Origin of the sequence: Micromonospora sp. CPCC 205558 (assembly GCF_036902955.1) — a bacterium.
Taxonomy (GTDB): Bacteria; Actinomycetota; Actinomycetes; order Mycobacteriales; family Micromonosporaceae; genus Micromonospora.
The window spans coordinates 123712-142034 of the sequence record NZ_JBAKHR010000024.1; the positions used below are offsets into that span (position 1 = coordinate 123712).

The following is an 18323-nucleotide window of genomic DNA, read 5'->3' on the forward strand; positions in this document are numbered from 1 at the left end:
GGCCTCACTCCTCTGTCGCGATGAACACGTTCTTGACGTCCGTGAAGGAGTGCAGCGCGTCCGGGCCCAGCTCACGGCCGAGGCCGGAGCGCTTCATCCCGCCGAACGGGGTCCAGTAGCGCACCGAGGAGTGCGAGTTGACGCTGAGGTTGCCCGAGTCGACGGCGCGGGCCAGGCGCAGGGCCCGACCGACGTCCCGGGTCCAGATCGAGCCGGAGAGGCCGTACTCGGTGTCGTTGGCGAGCCGGACCGCGTCCGCCTCGTCGTCGAACGGCAACACCGAGACGACCGGGCCGAAGATCTCCTCCCGCCAGTGCCGGTCGGCCGGCGAGTCGGCCAGCAGCACCGTGGGCGCGTGCCAGAATCCGGGGCCGTCGGGGCAGGAGCCGGTGAAGGCGATCTTTGCCGCGTCGAGGTAGCCGGCGACCCGGTCCCGTTGGGTGGCGGAGATCAGCGGGCCCATCTCGGCGGTGTCCCGGGACGGGTCCTCGACGCGTACCGCGCGTACCGCTGGTTCGAGCAGTTCCAGGAACCGGTCGTACACCGGCCGTTGGACCAGGATCCGCGACCGTGCGCAGCAGTCCTGGCCGGCGTTGTCGAAGACCGCGCCCGGCGCGGTCGCGGCGGCGCGTTCCAGGTCGGCGTCGGCGAACACGATGTTCGCGCTCTTGCCGCCCAACTCCAGGGTGAGGCGCTTCACCTGCGCGGCGCAGCCGGCCATGATCCGGGTGCCGACCTCGGTGGAGCCGGTGAAGCAGATCTTGCGGACCGCCGGGTGACTGACGAACCGCTCCCCCACCACTGCGCCCTCGCCCGGGACGACTGTGAACACGTCGTCGGGCAGGCCCGCCTCGCGGGCCAGCTCGGCCAGGCGCAGTGCGGTGAGCGGGGTCAGCTCGGCGGGTTTGAGCACCACTGTGTTGCCGGCGGCGAGCGCCGGAACGAACCCCCAGGCGGCGATCGGCATCGGGAAGTTCCACGGCACGATCACGCCGACCACACCGAGTGGCTCGTGGAAGGTGACGTCCAGCCCACCGGCCACCGGGATCTGCCGCCCGGTCAGCCGCTCCGGGGCCCCGGCGTAGTAGTCCAGCACGTCACGGACGTTGCCGGCCTCCCAGCGGGCGTTGCCGACAGTGTGCCCGGAGTTGCGCACCTCCAGCCCGGCCAACTCGTCCAGGTGCGCGTCGACGAGCGCGGCGAACCGCCGCAACAACCGCCCCCGATCCCCCGGCGCAACCCCCCGCCACGCCGCAAAGGCGGCAGCAGCCCGAGAGATAGCAACGTCCACCTCTTCGAGGGAAGCCCCGGCAACCTCCCGAAACCCCACCCCGGAAGCCGGATCAACAAGAACCGTCACGCGCCACCGTCCCTCGCCCAGTCCCCGCGATCTTGCACTTTCTGTGCCGACAAAAGCCGCGAGTTATCCCGAACCAACGACAGAAAGTGCAAGATCGCGGCGGTGGGCGGCTCGGGGTCACAGGCGTTCGAAGCCACGGGTCAGCTCCCAGTCCGTCACCGCGGCGTCATACGCCTTCAGCTCGACCCTCGCCTGGTTGGCGTAGTGGGCCACCACCTCTTCGCCGAAGGCACCTCGGGCCACCGGCGAGCCCTCCCACAGGGCCAGGGCGTCGCGCAACGTGGTGGGGACGCGCTCGGCCTCCGGGTCGTCGTAGGCGTTGCCGGCGCACTCCGGGCCCAGCTCCAACTCCTGGTCGATGCCGTGCAGCGCGCCGGCGACCAGCCCGGCGATCGCCAGGTACGGGTTGACGTCGGCGCCGGGCACCCGGTTCTCCACCCGCATGCCCTGCCCATGCCCGACCACCCGCAGCGCGCAGGTGCGGTTGTCCACCCCCCAGCGCAGCGCCGTCGGCGCGAACGAGCCCGGCTGGTACCGCTTGTAGGAGTTGATGTTCGGGGCGAAGAGCAGGCTGAACTCGCGCATCGTGGCGAGCAGCCCGGCGAGCACCCGCTGCCCGGTCTGCGACAGCTGCGCCGGCCCGTCGCCGAGCATCGCCGAGTCACCGCTGGTGTCTCGCAACGAGAAGTGGATGTGGCAGGAGTTGCCCTCCCGCTCGTTCGGCTTGGCCATGAAGGTGATCGCCATGCCCTCCTGGGCGGCGATCTCCTTGGCTCCGTTCTTGTAGATGACGTGGTGGTCGGCGCAGGCCACCGCCTCGTCGTAGCGGAAGGCGATCTCGTGCTGGCCGAGGTTGCACTCACCCTTGGCGCTTTCCGGCGTGAGCCCGGCACCGGCCATCTCGGTGCGGATCCGGCGCAGCAGCGGCTCCACCCGAGCGGTGCCGAGCAGCGAGTAGTCGACGTTGTACTGGTTGGCCGGGGTGAGGTCGCGGTAGCCGCGCCGCCAGGCGTCCTCGTACGAGTCGCGGAACAGCACGAACTCCAACTCGGTGCCGGCGTACGCGGTCAACCCGCGCTCGGCCAGCCGCTCCAGTTGCCGGCGCAGGATCTGCCGGGGCGAGGCGACCACGTCACCGGAGCCGCCGAGCCAGGTCAGGTCGGCCAGCAGCAACGCGGAGCCCGGCTGCCACGGCATCCGGCGCAGCGTGGCGAAATCCGGCACCATCGCGAAGTCGCCGTAGCCGCGTTCCCAGCTCGACATCGCGTACCCGTCGACCGTGTTCATGTCGACGTCGACGGCGAGCAGGTAGTTGCAGCCCTCGCTGCCGTGCTCGGCCACCTGATCGAGAAAGAAGGGCGCGTGGAACCGTTTGCCCTGGAGGCGACCCTGCATGTCGACGAGGGCCAGCACCACGGTGTCGATCTCACCCTCGGCGACGGCGACCCGCAGTTGTTCCAGCGTGAGCGGTGCTTTCCTCATTCGCGGGCCTCCATCACCAAGGTCTACTGGCAAACCGGATCACCGTCAATGCCCCCGGCGGCGAGGGTGGCAAACCCGGCGGGACGGCAGCGGAGCCCGTCCCGCCGGGCGCTGATCAGGCCGGGCCGTCGACCGGCGTCGAATCGGCCGCCGGCGTGGGTTGCTCGACGGTACGAACCGGGCCGGTGAACCACTTGCGGGCCGAGGCGTACCACCAGACGGCGACCACCAGCAGCACCCCTCCGACCGCCAGCGGCGCATAGTTGACCGCCGACCAGGTGAAGCTGTCGTTGCCGGGCACCCCGGCCGGCACGATCGGCAGTACGAAGTAGACGGCGATGACCGCGATCTCGATCACCGCGATCCAGCCGAGCAGCTTGTACCTGCGGCCGAGCGTCCAGGGCCCGGGCACGAACCGGTCGCCCATCCGCAGTCGGAGCGCGATCGGAATGAGGAACGACAGGTAGAGCCCGAGCACCGCCACCGAGACCACCGCGTAGAAGGCGATCGGGATGCCGGCGGAGCTCTCGTAGAGCGCCGGCAGGGTCAGCACCAGGCCAGCCAGGGTGGCGCCGATGATGGCGTTGACCGGGGTGCCGTTGCGGTCGACAGTCGACCAGAGCCGCCATCCGGGCACCGCCCGGTCCCGGCTGAACGCGTACGCCATGCGGCTCATCGAGGTCACGCAGCTCATGCCGCAGAAGAACTGGCCGATGGTGGAGATGATGATGACGATCTTGAAGAAGACCGGGGTCAGCGCCGACTCGAAGATGGCACCGGAGAACCCGCCCGCCTCGTTGACCGCCTCGACGTCGGTGGCCGCGAAGAGGAACGCCAGCAGCAGGATCCAGCCGCCAACCGCCGAGTAGAAGATCGACTGCCAGAGCCCGCGGGCCGCTGCCTGTGATGCGCCCCGGGTCTCCTCCGAGACGTGCGCGCAGGCGTCGAAGCCGGTGATCGTGTACTGGGTCAGCAGGAAACCCAGCGGCAGCACGTAGAACCAGAACGTCAGCCCGCCGATGTCGCCGTCACCGAAGCCGGAGTTGTTGAACCGCTCGGTGAACACGAACTGGAAGCTCTGGTGGTTGTCGGGCACGAAGACCAGGATGGCCACCACGACGGCCGCGCCGGCCACGTGCCACCAGACCGAGACGTTCTGGAGTACGTCGATGATCCGGTGCCCGAAGATGTTGATCAGCCCGTGCAACACCAGGATGATCACGAACAGGACGAACGCCTGCCGCAGCGTCCCGGCCCAGCCGTCGAAGAGCGCCGACAGGGTGAGGTTGAGGAACGTCGCACAGCCGTAGTCGACCGAGGCGGTGACCGCCACCAGACCGATCAGGTTCAGCCAGCCGGTGAACCAACCGTGCACCGGGCGGCCCATGGTGGCCGCCCACCAGTAGATGCCACCCGCGGTCGGGTATGCCGACACCAGCTCGGCCATGCAGAAGCCGATGATCAGGATGAACAGCGAGATCAGCGGCCAGCCCCAGGAGATGGCGACCGGCCCGCCGTTGTTCCACGCCTGACCGAAGGTGGTGAAGCAACCTGCCAGGATCGAGATGATCGAGAAGGAGATGGCGAAGTTGGAGAAACCACTCCACTTGCGGCGCAACTCCTGTTTGTAGCCGAGTTCAGCGAGCCGTCGGGCGTCGTCGTCCATCGGTTGCTCGGCGGTCGGCACGGGCGTCGTGGCCACTGCACACCTCCCTGAGGTGGTTCCGCGTGCGAGTGGGCAAAGTGTCGACCCGGCCGATCAAGGTGGTCAATACGTAGTCGGTGGGAATCTCACCGCCACCGAGCTAATTGCGTTGCCGTCCGGCCGCCCCGGCCCGCATCCTGGACCGGTGACCAGGCCCGATCAGGGCCCACCCCGGGCGCTCGGACCGCCCGATCACGGTGGCGCGGGGCACGCCTCTCTCTCACGTACGGCGATCCGCCGTACCCGACAGTGCCCCGCGCCCCCTCCCCCCGCCCCCCGCCCCGCCCCGCCCCCGCCCCCGCCCCCGCCCCCGCCCCCGCCGATCTTGCAGTTTCGGTTGTCGATATCAGCGGTGATGCCCGTTGTGTCGGGACAGCAAGTGCAAGATCGCGGAGCAGGGGTGGTGCGGTCAGGTCAGGAGGAGGCCGGCTACCCAGAGGGCTGCGATGAGCAGGCCGGCCAGGAGTTCCACAAGCATCGACAGACCGGCGGCCTTCAGGGCCTGCACGGTGGAGGGCCAGGCTAGCTGGTTGCTGCCCAACCGCAGCCGTTCCGCCGCCCACACCCCGGCCACGAAGCCCAGCACCAACCCGACGAACGGCACCACGAAGAACCCGACGATGCCGAGCACCCCGCCGGCGAGCAGCGTGGACGTCGGCACACCGGTGCGCTTCAGATTCCGGCCGGGCCACGCGTACTTGATCACGGCGCCGCCTGCGGCGACCAGGGTGACGGCAGCGAACACCGCCCAGCCACCCAGGCCGGCGCCGCCGAACACGGCCCAGAGCAGCACGCCACCCCAGCACAGCGGCAGCGCCGGCAGGCCGGGCACCACCACGCCGGCCAACCCTGCCAGGATCGCCAGCCCGGCCACCACGGTCACCACAGTCTGCGAATCCGTCAGGTCCACGCCGCCACCTTCCGCCGCCACCTTCCAGACCGAACCGGAACCCCGCTCACGCCGCCACTCCGCCGCCGCGCAGTCGGGCGGTGATCGCGTCGGCCGGGGCCGGGGCGCCAAAGTACCGGCCCTGCCCGGTGTCGCAGCGCAGCGCCCGCAGCCGCTCGGCCTGCACGCCGGTCTCCACCGCCTCGGCCGTGACCCACAGCTCCAGGGCGTGCGCCAACCGGACCAACGCGTCGACGATCCGCTCGTCGCGGTGGTCGGCGGCCACATCGGTCCCGTCCGCTCGGATGCCCTCGACGAACGGGCCGGCGAGCTTCAGGCAGTGGATCGGCAACCGGCGCAGGTACGCAAGGTTGGAGTATCCGGTGCCGAAGTCGTCCACGGCCAGCCGGACGCCGAGCGCCGCGAGCCGATGCAGGCTACGCAGGGGTTCACCGGCGCTGCCCATCACGGCGCTCTCGGTCAGCTCCAGTTGGAGCAGCTCCGCGGGCAGCCTGCTCGTCCGCAACGCGTCGGCCACCGTGTCCACGATGGCCGGTTCGTCGGCCTGCCGCGCGGCCAGGTTGACGCTGACCACCAGCCTGGCGTCCGGGAACTCCCGCCACCACCGTTCGGCGTCCGCGCAGGCCCGCCGCAGCACCCACTCGCCGAGCCGGACGATCAGGCCGGTCTCCTCGGCCAGGCCGATGAACCGGTCCGGCCCGATCAGGCCCAGCTCCGGGTGCTCCCAACGGACCAGCGCCTCCACCGCGAGCATTGTGCCCTCCAGCAGCGACACGATCGGCTGGTAGTGCAACACGAACTCGCCCCGGTCCAGTGCGGCGGGCAGCCCGGCGACCAGCGCCGAGCGGGCGATGTCCCGGGCGCCGCGCTCGGGGTCGTAGACGGCCCACCGGCCCCGCCCCGCCGCCTTGGCCCAGTAGAGCGTGGTGTCGGCGGCCTTCATCAGCTCCGACGCGGTGGTCTCCGAGGCGGGGCACTGCACGATGCCCACACTGGCCGAGACGGCCAACTGGTGATCACCGACGTGGACCGGGGCCGCGACGGCGGCCAGCGCCGCCTCGGCGACGGCGACCGGGTCGTCGGTGTCGTTCCCTCCGTCGACCAGGATCACGAACTCGTCGCCCCCCATCCGGGCGACCAGGTGGCCGTGGTCGGCCACGCACGCGGCCAGCCTCCGGCCGATCATCACCAGCAGCCGGTCACCGAGGTCGTGGCCGAGACTGTCGTTGATCGCCTTGAAGCCGTCCAGGTCGAGGAAGCACACCCCGACCCGCTGCCCCACGCCCGCGGTGTCGAGCACCCGCCCCAACGTCTCGAAGAACAGCGTCCGGTTGGGCAGCCCGGTCAGCGGGTCGTGCAACGCCTGGAAGCGCAGCCGCTGCTGGAGTTCGTACCGCTCGGTGATGTCCTCGATCATCGCGACGGTGAACCGGGGCCGGCTCTCGTGGCGGATCAGCGAGACGGCGAGATCCGTCCAGACCACGCTGCCGTCCTTACGGTGGTAGCGCTTCTCCACCCGGGCCGCGTCGTGTTTGCCCTCAATCAGCTCCTGGTAGAGCTCCCACATCCCGGCGGCGTCGTCGGCGTGGAACAGCGCCACCACGTTGATCTCGCGCAACTCCTCGATCGAGTAGCCGAGCATGTCGGCGAACGCCTGGTTGACGTCGATGATCCGGCCATCCACATCGGCGATCCCGATCCCGATCGCGGCGCCGGTGAACACCGCCCGGAACCGGGCCTCGCTCTCGCGCAGCGCCTGCTCGACCTCGTCACGCGCCTGCCAGGCCGACCGGGCGATCCGCTCCTGCTGGCTGAAGGTGCGGTCGCGCAGGGCGCGGGCGAACCCGGCGGCCAGACCGCCCTGCACCGCCGCGATCCGGTCGGCGAGATCCGCCGGCCGGTCGCCGTCGCCCAGGACCCGACGCGCGAAGGTCGCACCGAGCGCGTGCAACGTCCACTCCAGGGCCTGTGGCTCGGTGAGGTGCGCCTCCACCAGGGCCCGCCCGACCTCCTCGGCCGGGCGGGCGCTGAACGGCTCCGCCCGTACCGCACGGGCCAGCCGGATCGTGTGCGCCAGCAGCAGCCGCTCGGTCTCGGCCAGGCTCAGCGGCACGAACCCGAGACGGCGCACCGCGCGGGCCCAGTCGGTGGCGTACCCCTGGGCGTCGGCCCGACGGACATCCACCCCGGCGGGGTCCCGGCCGGCATCGACCCCGGCGGGGTCCCGGCCGGCATCCACCCCGCCGGGGTCCCGGCCGACACCGACCCCGCCGGGGTCCCGGCCCGCACCGACCCCGGTGGGGTCCCGGCCCGCATCGACCCCGGTGGGGTCCGGGACGGCGGCCACTCCGATCAGCCGGCGGGCTGGTCGTACCGGGCGACGCCCCCGAAGGCGCCGAACCGCTCCGGGTGCTCGTCCACGTCGGACGGTGAGTCGGGCCGCCAGAGCGGCATGTGCACCACGCCCGGTTCCAGGACGGTCCAGTCACCGAAGAAGCCGGTGACCTGCGCCCGGGAGCGCAGGGTGATCTCGGTGGCGGTGCGGGCGGAGAGGCGCTGGGCGTCCAGCATCTCCTGCGGCTGGTCCTCGAAGGTGGAATGCGAGATGACCAGGAAGCTGCCCGGCGCGGCGACCTCCCGCAGGGTGGCCATGATCGCCTCGGGACGGTCGGCGTCCGGGATGAAGTGCACCACCCCGGCCAGCAGGATGCCCATCGGTCGACTGAAGTCGATCAGCCCGAGCTTGCGGGTCTCGGCGAGGATCAGCTCCGGCTCACGCAGGTCGGCGTGGATGACCCCGGTCAACTCGTTGCCGGCGAGCAACTCCCGGCTGTGCGCGACGGCCACCGGGTCGATGTCGACATACACCACGCGGGCCTTGGGGTTAACCCCCTGCGCCACCTCGTGCACGTTGCCCACAGTGGGAATCCCGGAGCCGATGTCGAGAAACTGATCGATGCCGGCGTCGAGCAGCACCCGGACGGCCCGACGGAGGAACTCCCGACCGGACCGCATGGTGGCGGCGAGATTCGGGGTCATGCTGGCGATCTGTTCGGCCAGCTGCCGGTCGATCTCGAAGTTGTGGGCCCCACCCAGGAAGTAGTCGTAAACCCGGGCCGCGCTCGGCCTGGTCAGATCGATCTCGGTCGGCAGTCCGTCCGGCATCAGTGTGCTCCCCAGTTCATCGCCGCGGCGCGGGACGGCACCGGCGGATGGGCGTGCCACGGGCACGCGCGCACCGGTCGACCCGCGGGTCGTGTGGTGTGGACCACTCTAGGCGGCTGACTCCAGCAACAGCGAGATGCCTTGACCAACGCCGATGCACATGGTGGCCAGAGCCCGACGGCCACCGCGACGGCGCAACTCCAGCGCGGCGGTCAGCGCCAGCCGCGCGCCGCTGGCACCGAGCGGGTGCCCCAGCGCGATGGCCCCACCGTTCGGGTTGACGTGGTCGGCATCCACCGGCAACCCCAGCTCGCGAAGCACCGCCACGGACTGCGCGGCGAACGCCTCGTTCAGCTCCACCACGTCCACAGCGCCCAACTCGACGCCGACGCGGTCGAGCAACTTACGGGTGGCCGGCACCGGGCCGATCCCCATGATCCGGGGCGGCACGCCGGCCGCCGCCGCACCGACGATCCGGGCCAGCGGAGTCAGGCCGTACCGGGAAACCGCCGCCTCGCTGGCCACCAGCAGCGCGACCGCGCCGTCGTTGACGCCCGACGAGTTACCGGCGGTGACAGTGCCGCCGTCGCGGAACGGGGTGGGCAGCGCGGCCAGCTTCGCAAGCGTGGTCTCCCGGGGGTGCTCGTCGACCTCGACCAACCGGGTCTCCCGACGACCGGCCGGCACGGACACCGCCACGATCTCCTCGGCGAAGCGGCCGTCGGCCTGCGCCTTGGCGGCACGCTGCTGCGAGCGGTACGCGAAGGCGTCCTGCTCGGCCCGGCTGACGCCGTACTCGGCGGCCACGTTCTCCGCCGTCTCCGGCATCGAGTCGACCCCCCACCCGTCACGCATCAGCGGGTTCACCAACCGCCAGCCCAGGGTGGTGTCGTACACCTCCGCCGAGCGGGAGTACGCCGATGTCGCCTTCGGCATGACGAACGGCGCCCGGCTCATGCTCTCCACCCCGCCGGCGACCACCAGGTCCGCGTCCCCGGCCACGATGGATCGGGCGGCGGTCGCGAGGGCGTCCAGGCCGGAGCCGCAGAGCCGGTTGACCGTGCTGCCCGGCACCTCCTGTGGCAGGCCGGCCAGCAGCGCCGCCATCCGGGCGACGTTGCGGTTGTCCTCGCCGGCCTGGTTGGCGCAGCCGAGCACCACGTCGTCGACCGCCGACCAGTCCACCGACGGGTGGCGGGCAACCAACTCACGGATCACGTGCGCGGCCAGGTCGTCAGGACGGACGCCGGCCAGCGCGCCGGCGTACCGGCCGATCGGGGTACGGACACCGGCCACCAGGTATGCCACGGTCATCGCGAGTCCTTAGGGGGTGCAGACGGCGGGGGGTGGGGCACGCCCACCGGGTCGCGAGGGCTGCCGGCCGCCAGGATATCCGCGCCGGCAGCGGATAGGTTGACGGCATGGCCCGGCCCCAGTTCAGCGCAGAGACCAGCGGCGGTGGTGCGTTCGTCCGCCAGCCGAACCGGTTCACCGGTCGGGTCACCGCCGACTCGACCTCCCCACCCGGCGGCGGCCCGGACGAGCAGGACCGCTGGCCACTGGAGGCCGGCCGCTACCGGCTGATCTGGTGCCGCGCCTGCCCCTGGGCGCACCGGGCGAGGATCGTGCGCGGCCTGCTCGGGCTGGACGACGCGATCTCGCTGGGCACCGTCGACCCGATCCGGGACGAGCGGGGCTGGGCGTTCGCCCTCGACCCGGACGGCTTCGACCCGGTCCTCGGCGTGAGCTTCCTCTCCGAGGCGTACCTGGCCACCGACCCGGACTACACCGGCCGGGTGACAGTGCCGGCGCTCGTCGACACCCTGACCGGCCGGGTGGTCACCAACGACTATCCGCAGCTCACCCTCGACTTCTCCACGCAGTGGCGGTCGCTGCACCGTGCGGGAGCGCCGGACCTCTACCCGGAGGCACTGCGCACCGAGATGGACACGCTGATGGCCGAGATCCACACCGACGTGAACAACGGCGTCTACCGGTGCGGGTTCGCCACCTCCCAGGAGGCGTACGACGAGGCGTTTCGGGCGCTCTTCGCCCGGCTGGACGCGCTCTCCGAGCGACTGGCCGGGCAGCGCTACCTGATGGGCGACGCGATCACCGAGGCGGACGTACGGCTGTTCACCACGCTGGTCCGCTTCGACGCCGCGTACCACGGGCACTTCAAGTGCAACCGCAACAAGCTGACCGAGATGCCGGTGCTCTGGGCGTACGCCCGGGACCTGTTCCAGACGCCGGGCTTCGGCGAGACGGTGGACTTCGACCACATCAAACGGCACTACTACGGCACGCACCGGGAGATCAACCCGACCGGGATCGTGCCGCTCGGGCCGGACGAGTCCGGCTGGGGCACGCCGCACGGGCGTGGTTGAGCCGGGTCGGCCCGGCACCACGACCGCGCCGACGGTCCGCGCCGACGTCGCCCGCCGGGTCGCTGGGTCCGCCGCTGCCGGCTGCGCCCTGGCCGGCGCGGTGGCGGTGACGCTCGCCGTGGTCGCCGGTCCCGGTCCCGGTCTCACCGGGTACGTCAGCGAGGCGGGCATCGCCGGCAGCGCGCACGCCCTGACGTACCGGATCGGGATCCTCGCTCTTGCCACCGCGCTGCTGCTGATCGGCGCGGCGTTGCCCCCCGGGGTGTGGGCGGCCCCGGCGCTGCTCGCCACCGGGGCCGTGTTCACCGCTGTGTCCGGGGCGGTGACCTGCTCCGACGGCTGCCCACTGCCGCCGTTCGAGCGGGCGACGACGGCGGACCTGGTGCACGGCGGCGCGAGCATCGCGGCGACCGCGGCGGTGGTCTTCGCCATGGTCACGCTCGCCGTGTCCGGGCCGGCGGGCCCGGCGGTACGCCGACTGGCCGGCCCGGCCGCCGCGTTGACCCTGCCGCTCTGCGCCGCCGTGGGGCTGGCAATGCTCGTCCTCGGTCGGGGCACGTTCGTGGGCGTGCTGGAGCGGCTGATCCTCGCGCTCGCCGTGCTGTGGGGTGTGGCCACCGCCACCGCACTGGCCCTGGCAGCGGAAAGTTCACCCACTGTAAGGAGCCTCACGCCGACCGCTCCTTCCGATGAGCGGAAATCGGCGTAACGTCGGCGAACGATGACCAATGTCTGGGGCCTCACTGTCCGCCTGTATGTCGATCTCCGACTGCAGGCCAGTGGCATCTGTCCGGGCTAGCCGCGTTCCTACGCCTGCCCTGAATCAGACCGGACAAATGGATAGAACATGCCCTTCAGCCTGCGCAAAATTCCCTTCTCCATGCAGATCCTGCTCGGCCTCGCTCTCGGTGTCGCGCTGGGCTTCCTGGCCCGCACCAACGACCTGAGCTGGCTGACCACCACCCTGCACACCGTCGGCAGCCTCTTCGTCCAGCTCCTCAAGCTGGCCGTGCCGCCACTGGTCTTCACCGCCATCGTGGTCAGCGTGGTCAGCCTGCGCGGCGTCGCCAACGCCGCCCGGCTCGCCCTCAAGACCCTCATGTGGTTCGGCATCACCGCGCTGATCGCGGTGAGCATCGGCATCGGCCTCGGCCTGCTCACCAACCCGGGTAGGGGCGTGACCCTGGACCTTGGTGGCGCCGCCGCGCCGAAGAAGACCGGCTCGTGGACCGACTTCCTCACCGGCATCGTGCCCACCAACCCGGTCGGCGCGTTCGTCGAGGGCAACGTCCTCCAGATTGTCTTCCTCGCCGTCGTCATCGGCGCCGCCGCCCTGCTGGTCGGCGAGGCCGCCGAACCGTTCGTGGCGCTGAACCGCTCCCTGCTGGAGATCGTCCAGAAGGCGCTCTGGTGGGTCATCCGGCTCGCCCCGATCGGCACCCTCGGCCTGATCGGCAACGCCGTCGCCTCGTACGGCTGGGACCTGCTCGCCCCCCTCGCGAAGTTCACCACCGCCGTCTACGTCGGCTGCGCCATCGTGCTGTTCGTGGTCTACCCGCTGGTCCTGATCCTCGCCGGCCGCCTCAACCCGCTGCGCTTCTTCGCCGGCGCCTGGCCGGCGATCGAGCTGGCCTTCGTGTCCCGTTCCTCGGTCGGCACCATGCCGGTGACCCAGCGCTCCGTCGAGCGACTCGGCGTGCCCCGCGAGTACGCCTCGTTCGCGGTGCCCTTCGGCGCCACCACGAAGATGGACGGCTGCGCCGCCATCTACCCGGCCCTCGCCGCGATCTTCGTGGCCCAGGTGTTCGGCGTGCACCTCGGCATCGGCGACTACCTGCTGATCGCCTTCGTCTCGGTGGTCGGCTCGGCGGCCACCGCCGGCCTGACCGGCGCGATCGTGATGCTCACCCTGACCCTCAGCACGCTGGGCCTGCCGCTGGCCGGCGCCGGCCTGCTGCTGGCCATCGACCCGATCCTGGACATGATCCGCACCGCCACCAACGTCGCAGGTCAGGCACTCGTGCCGACCGTGGTCGCCGCCCGCGAGGGCATCCTCGACCGCGCCGCGTACGAGTCCGCCGGCCGGCGTGACCTGACCGAGCCGGAGCCGGTCGCCGACACCCGGCCCGACCTGACCCCTGTTCCTGCCTGACCACATCACCCGGTACGGCGACGGGCCCCTCTCCCCGGGGGCCCGTCGCCGTTGCCGTTTCGAGAGGATGTCCCCCATGAGCTCCCTGTTCACCCCCCTGGCCCTGCGTGGCGTCACACTGCCCAACCGGATCGCCATGGCACCCATGTGCCAGTACTCCGCAGGCCCCGACGGTCTGCCCACCGACTGGCACCTGATCCACCTCGGCAGTCGCGCGGTCGGCGGCGCCGGCCTGGTGCTGACCGAGGCGACCGCCGTACTCCCCGAGGGCCGGATCAGCCCGCAGGACACCGGCCTCTGGTCGGGCGCGCACGTCGACGCCTGGCGGCCGGTGACCGCGTTCGTCGCCGCCCACGGCGCGGTGCCGGCCGTGCAACTCGCGCACGCCGGCTTCAAGGCCTCCACCTACCGGCCGTGGGCGCCGGAGAGCGGTGGCGTGCCGGACGCCGAGGGCGGCTGGACGCCCGTCGCACCCGGCTCGGAGCCGTTCACCGCCGACTACCGGACGCCGACCAGCCTCGACGAGGCCGGCATCGCCCGTGTGGTCGAGGCATTCGCGGCCGGAGCCGAACGCGCGTTGGACGCCGGCTTCGCCGCCGTCGAGATCCACGCCGCCCACGGCTACCTGCTCAACGAATTCCTCTCGCCGCTGACCAACAAGCGCACCGACTCCTACGGCGGCGACCGGGCCGCCCGGATGCGACTCACCCTTGAGGTGGCCCGCGCGGTACGGGCCGCGGTCGGCGAGGACGTGCCGGTGCTGACCCGGATCTCCGCCACCGACTGGGTCGAGGGCGGCTGGACGATCGACGACAGCGTGGTGCTCGCGGGTGAGCTGGCCGGCATCGGCGTCGACCTGGTCGACGCGTCCTCCGGCGGCGTGAGCGTGGACCAGCGCATCCCGCTCGGCCCCGGCTACCAGGTGCCGCTCGCCGCCCAGATCCGCCGCGAGGCTGGCGTGCCGACCGGCGCGGTGGGCCTGATCGTGGAGCCTGAGCACGCCGAGCAGATCGTCGCCAGCGGCGAAGCCGACCTGGTGCTGCTGGGCCGGGAGTTGCTGCGCGACCCGTACTGGCCGCGCCGGGCCGCCGCGAAGCTCGGCGTCGCCTACTCCGGGCCCGCCCAGTACGCCCGCGCCGCCTGATCCCCGTCCGGTCGGGCGGCCGCCGTGTGAGCGGCCGCCCGACCGTCGCTCAACCGGCCAGGTGCGACCAGTCGCCCTCCAGCTCCTGCCAGCTGCCCTGGGCCGCCACCGTGCCGCCGAGCAGCACCACCACGTGGTCGGCCCGGACCAACGCGGCGCGCTTCGCGGTCGAGCCGACCACTGTCACCCCGTGGCCGCGCAACGCCTGCCACAGCGCCAGCTCGGTGGTGACGTCCAGCGCCGACGACACGTCGTCGGCGACCAACAGCTCGGTACGCGGGGCCAGCGCCCGGGCCAACGCCAACCGCTGCAACTGCCCACCGGAGAGCCGGGTGCCCTTGTGCCCGATGAGCAGGCCCAGCCCACCGCCGGCGGCGGCCAGGTCATGGTCGAGCTGGGCGGTGCTGACCGCCCCGGCGGCGTCCACCTGGTGCCCGAGGGCGATGTTGTCGGCCACCGTGCCGGAGAGCACCCGGGGCAACTGACCGACGTAACCGACCTGGTTGGGGCGCAGGAACAGCTCCGGCTCGGTGACCGGGTCACCGTTCCAGGCCAGCTCGCCGGTGTGGTGCACGATCCCGGCCAACCCGCGCAGCAACGACGACTTGCCCGACCCCACCGGCCCGACGACAAGCACCAACTGCCCCCGCTGCACGGTCAGGTCCACGTCCCGGACGGCCACCGTGCCGTCGGAGTGCACCACTCCGAAGCCGCGCAGCTCCAGCCGGCGCAGCGGATGCCGCGGCGGCATGGTCGGCGCGGGCGCCGTCCCGGCGGTCAGGTCGACCTCCGGCACCCCCGCCGAGTACGTGCTCACCCCGGTCATCGCCACCGTGCGCCGGGTCCAGACCCGCGCCGACGGGAGCTGCGAGATCAACGACGCCGTGGTCCAGGCGAACCAGCGGGCCGCGCCCAACGTGGAGACCGCCACCAGCACCGCCCCCGCGGAGAGCGAACCGTTGAGGTAGAGCGCCCAGGCGCCGATCGGCAACAGCCCGCTAGCCATCGACGGCGTGGAACGCGCCCACACCTGCACCGAGATCTCCCGCCGCTGCCGGTCGCTGCGCAGCACGTCCAGGCTCGCCAGGTGACGCAGCACCGCCGTGGTCGCACCGGCGAGCTTCACCGTCCGCGCCGCGGAAAGCGCGGAGACCAGCGCCGTGGCGAACGCGGCCCGCGCCGCCACCGTCGCACGGGCCGCACGTTCCAGCTTCGGCCCGAACAACGTCGCGGCCAGCCCGGAGACGACCATCGTGCCGAGGAAGAACAGCCCGGGTACGACGCTGCCGGTGACCGCCGTCATGGCGACCACGAGCACCAGCGCGACGGTCTGGTCCAGCACGTTGTCGGCGAGCTGGACCACCCGCTCGGTGTCCCCACCCTGCGCCACCACCTCGGCGGGGGTGTGTGAGCTGACCCGGCGCGGCCCGGTCTGGCCGTGCACCAGGCGAAGGCCGATCCGCAGCATCTGCCGCACCCACCACTGCGGGAACCAGACATGGGTGTAGAACGGCAGCGGCAACGTGATCAGCAGCCCGGCGACGATCCCCAACGCCGGCAGGTACGGGTTGCCGGTCCCGTCGACCAGGTCGGCCCAGAGCCAGGGCAGCACCGGGCCGTCCAGCCCGAGCAGGCTGAGGCCGAGGAACAGCACGATCGCCGCCGCGCCGTACCGGGGATCGTTGGTGCAGAGCCGGAAGATCTCCCGCAGCGTCCGGGCCGGCGGCACCGGCGGCAGTCGCGGCGGGTCGGCCCGGTTCGGCGCGACCTGCTTCTTCGGCTCGACCGGCTCGACCTGCTTCATCGGCTCGACGTGCTCGACCTGCTCCGTCGGCGCGACCCCGGCGGGCGCCGGCTCGCTCGGCCAGGCGTCGGCCGGGCCGGGGCCGACCAGCAGATCGGTGCCGACACCGCCGCGACCGGCCGGCGCCACCGTGGCGTACGCGGCGGCGTGGCTGGTCGCCAACAGTTCCGCGAAGCGCGTCGACGTCTCCAGCGGACCGGCCTCGACCACCGCGCCGTCGGCCAGCACGACCACCTCGTCACAACGGCGCACCGAGGAGAGTCGGTGCGCGATGACGATGCCGATCCGGTCGCGCAGCAGTCGTTCGGTGGCGCGCTGCACCCGCGCCTCGGTGACCGGGTCCAGGCGCGCGGTGGCCTCGTCGAGGATCACCACGTGCGGCTCCCGGACCAGGATCCGGGCGAACGCCACCAACTGCTCCTGACCGGCGGAGAGCACGTGCCCGCCCTCCCCCAGCCGGGTCGCCAACCCGTCCGGAAGCTCGGCGATCCAACCGGCCAGGCCCAACTCGTCGAGCGCCCGAGCCGCCGCGTCGAGCAACTCCGGGTCGAAGAGAGCGACGTTCTCGGCGAGCGTGCCGGCCAGGATCTCGGTGCGCTGTGGCACCAGCGCCACCCAGCGGCGCAGTTGCTCGACGTCGAGGTCGCACAGGTCGGTACCGCCAAGGAAGACCGTGCCCGGCGGCACGTCGACCGCCCGGGTGAGCACCTTCGCCAGCGTCGACTTGCCCGAACCGGTCCGTCCGATCAGCGCGTACGAGCGACCACGGGCGAAGGTGAGGCTGAGCCCGCGCAGCGCGGCCCCCCGGTCACTCTCCCCGTACCCGAATGTCAGGTCCCGGATGCGCAGGTCGCCGTCGCTCGGGCTGGCCCCGCCGACCGGTTCCTGCCGGGCCTTGTAGAGCAACTGCACCCGCGCCCACGCGCCGAGAGCCTCCTGGATCTCGGGCACCATCCGGCTGACGTGTTCCGCGGTCGCACCGAAGGCCAGGGCGAGCAGCCAGATGGCGGTGAGCCGGGCAGCGTCGATCCGGTCGGTGGCCAACGCCCACGCCCCGCCGAGCACCACCGCGCCGATGCCAGCCCGGATCGTCGCGGTGGCCACCGTCGCCACCCGGGCGGACAGCACCCAGACCACCCCGCCCCGGGACAGCACGGCAGCAGCCCGCCGCGCGTACAACCGCAGCACGTACGGCCGAGCCAAACTGGTGCGTACGTCGTCCTGGCCGTGCACCGCCTCCTCCATCACGGCGGCCAGGTCGGACCACGCCTCCTCCTCGGCCATCCGGGCCGGGCCGATCCGCGCCGTGGGCCGGCGCAGTCCGATCGCGAGCACCACCGTGAGCAGCAGCATCGCGATCCCGGCCGGCCACCACACGACCAGCGCCACCACCATCGACAACACGCCGACGCAGAGGCCCTGGGCGAGCCGGGTGCCCTGGTTACGAACCGCCGACGCCACCTGATAGACGTCCCCGTCGATGCGATCCAGCAGCTCACCCACCGGGGTGGTCTCCAGGGTGGGCAGGTCCTGCCCGAGAGCGACGCGACAAAGCCGGCGACGCACGTCGGCGGACCAGTCGGCGGTCAGGCCGGCCATCAGCAGACTCACCGCGAGGTCGCTGAGGACCACGGCGACCAGGGCTGCGGCCAGCACGGCGAAGAAACCCGTCGAACGATGCACCAGCACCGCGCCGGCCAGCGCCGACGCGCCCGCCTGCCCCGCAGCGCCCAACACGATCAAAACGGCCACGATCGTCATACGGCGAGTCGAGGTGCCCCACAGATCACGGAGCAGGCGCATGGAAAGTCCTCCGGGACGTGGGTGGCGGAGACCTCAGCCTGCCGGCACCAACCCGTCGACTCAACCGATTTTCCGGCCCTGAGCAGGGACTCCGCCCGTTCCAGCAACCGTTCTCGATGCCGTGGCCACGGCCGCGCCACCCGATTGATCAACCAGACCGGGGCACCGGGGCCAGCGGTTCTCGGGTCAGAGCCGGCCGCGCCCGAATCCGGTGTCTGCCGGGTGGGGCATGTTGTCCGATTTGACGCGATCTGGTCCGCCGGGGGCCCGCTCAAACCCTCCTCGATCCGTCGACCTTCGTGAAGTCGGGGTTGTCCGGGCGTCCTGGATGTATCGGTTTCCGTGAAGCCGAGTGGATCGCCCTCGTGAGGGGCGGTTCGATGCCGTAGGCCCGGTGGCGTGTGGGTGGTT

Annotated in this window: 12 protein-coding genes; 4 read left to right on the forward strand and 8 right to left on the reverse strand. The window is 71.8% G+C overall.

Translation table 11 applies throughout. The features are described 5' to 3' along the window. Window positions 1–4: 4 nt before the first annotated feature. The 7 genes from V6U86_RS24495 to pcaF form a co-directional block, all read right to left on the reverse strand. A complete protein-coding gene (locus V6U86_RS24495) occupies window positions 5–1360 on the reverse strand; it encodes an aldehyde dehydrogenase family protein (protein ID WP_334506902.1) in 1356 nt (451 codons plus the stop codon). Between the two features lie 117 nt (window positions 1361–1477). Further along, the gene (locus tag V6U86_RS24500; RefSeq protein WP_334506904.1) at window positions 1478–2842 is read right to left on the reverse strand and encodes a glutamine synthetase family protein; all 1365 of its coding nucleotides are present in this window, start codon (window positions 2840–2842) and stop codon (window positions 1478–1480) included. A gap of 115 nt (window positions 2843–2957) precedes the next feature. Next, on the reverse strand, window positions 2958–4544 hold the full coding sequence (locus V6U86_RS24505) for an amino acid permease (protein WP_334506906.1): 1587 nt from the start codon (window positions 4542–4544) through the stop codon (window positions 2958–2960). Window positions 4545–4956: 412 nt separating this feature from the next. Next, window positions 4957–5457 (reverse strand): DUF456 domain-containing protein, encoded by a 501-nt coding sequence (locus V6U86_RS24510; protein ID WP_334506908.1) that lies wholly within the window; start codon window positions 5455–5457, stop codon window positions 4957–4959. A 46-nt stretch (window positions 5458–5503) separates the two neighbouring features. After that, the gene (locus V6U86_RS24515) at window positions 5504–7642 is read right to left on the reverse strand and encodes a putative bifunctional diguanylate cyclase/phosphodiesterase (protein ID WP_334506935.1); all 2139 of its coding nucleotides are present in this window, start codon (window positions 7640–7642) and stop codon (window positions 5504–5506) included. A 167-nt stretch (window positions 7643–7809) separates the two neighbouring features. After that, complete coding sequence (locus V6U86_RS24520) at window positions 7810–8622, reverse strand: SAM-dependent methyltransferase (protein WP_334506910.1); 813 nt, start codon at window positions 8620–8622, stop codon at window positions 7810–7812. Window positions 8623–8730: 108 nt separating this feature from the next. After that, the gene (pcaF, locus tag V6U86_RS24525; RefSeq protein WP_334506912.1) at window positions 8731–9936 is read right to left on the reverse strand and encodes a 3-oxoadipyl-CoA thiolase; all 1206 of its coding nucleotides are present in this window, start codon (window positions 9934–9936) and stop codon (window positions 8731–8733) included. A gap of 107 nt (window positions 9937–10043) precedes the next feature. Here pcaF and V6U86_RS24530 point away from each other — a divergent pair, with 107 nt between their 5' ends. The 4 genes from V6U86_RS24530 (at window position 10044) to V6U86_RS24545 (ending at window position 14305) form a co-directional block, all read left to right on the forward strand. Further along, the gene (locus V6U86_RS24530; protein WP_334506914.1) at window positions 10044–11009 is read left to right on the forward strand and encodes a glutathione S-transferase family protein; all 966 of its coding nucleotides are present in this window, start codon (window positions 10044–10046) and stop codon (window positions 11007–11009) included. Beyond that, entirely contained in the window at window positions 11002–11718 is a 717-nt protein-coding gene (locus V6U86_RS24535; protein WP_334506916.1) for a DUF998 domain-containing protein, read from the forward strand. Before V6U86_RS24530 ends, V6U86_RS24535 begins: the two co-directional genes overlap by 8 nt. 150 nt (window positions 11719–11868) lie before the next feature. Beyond that, window positions 11869–13161 carry a dicarboxylate/amino acid:cation symporter gene (locus V6U86_RS24540; protein ID WP_334506937.1) on the forward strand — a complete coding sequence of 431 codons (1293 nt, stop codon included), beginning with the start codon at window positions 11869–11871 and terminating at the stop codon, window positions 13159–13161. A gap of 76 nt (window positions 13162–13237) precedes the next feature. Then, a complete protein-coding gene (locus tag V6U86_RS24545; protein WP_334506918.1) occupies window positions 13238–14305 on the forward strand; it encodes an NADH:flavin oxidoreductase/NADH oxidase in 1068 nt (355 codons plus the stop codon). A gap of 49 nt (window positions 14306–14354) precedes the next feature. Here the strand turns inward: V6U86_RS24545 and V6U86_RS24550 are convergent, their stop codons facing one another. Further along, window positions 14355–17912, reverse strand: coding sequence for an ABC transporter ATP-binding protein (locus V6U86_RS24550; RefSeq protein WP_334506920.1), 3558 nt, complete (start codon window positions 17910–17912; stop codon window positions 14355–14357). Window positions 17913–18323 lie beyond the last annotated feature (411 nt).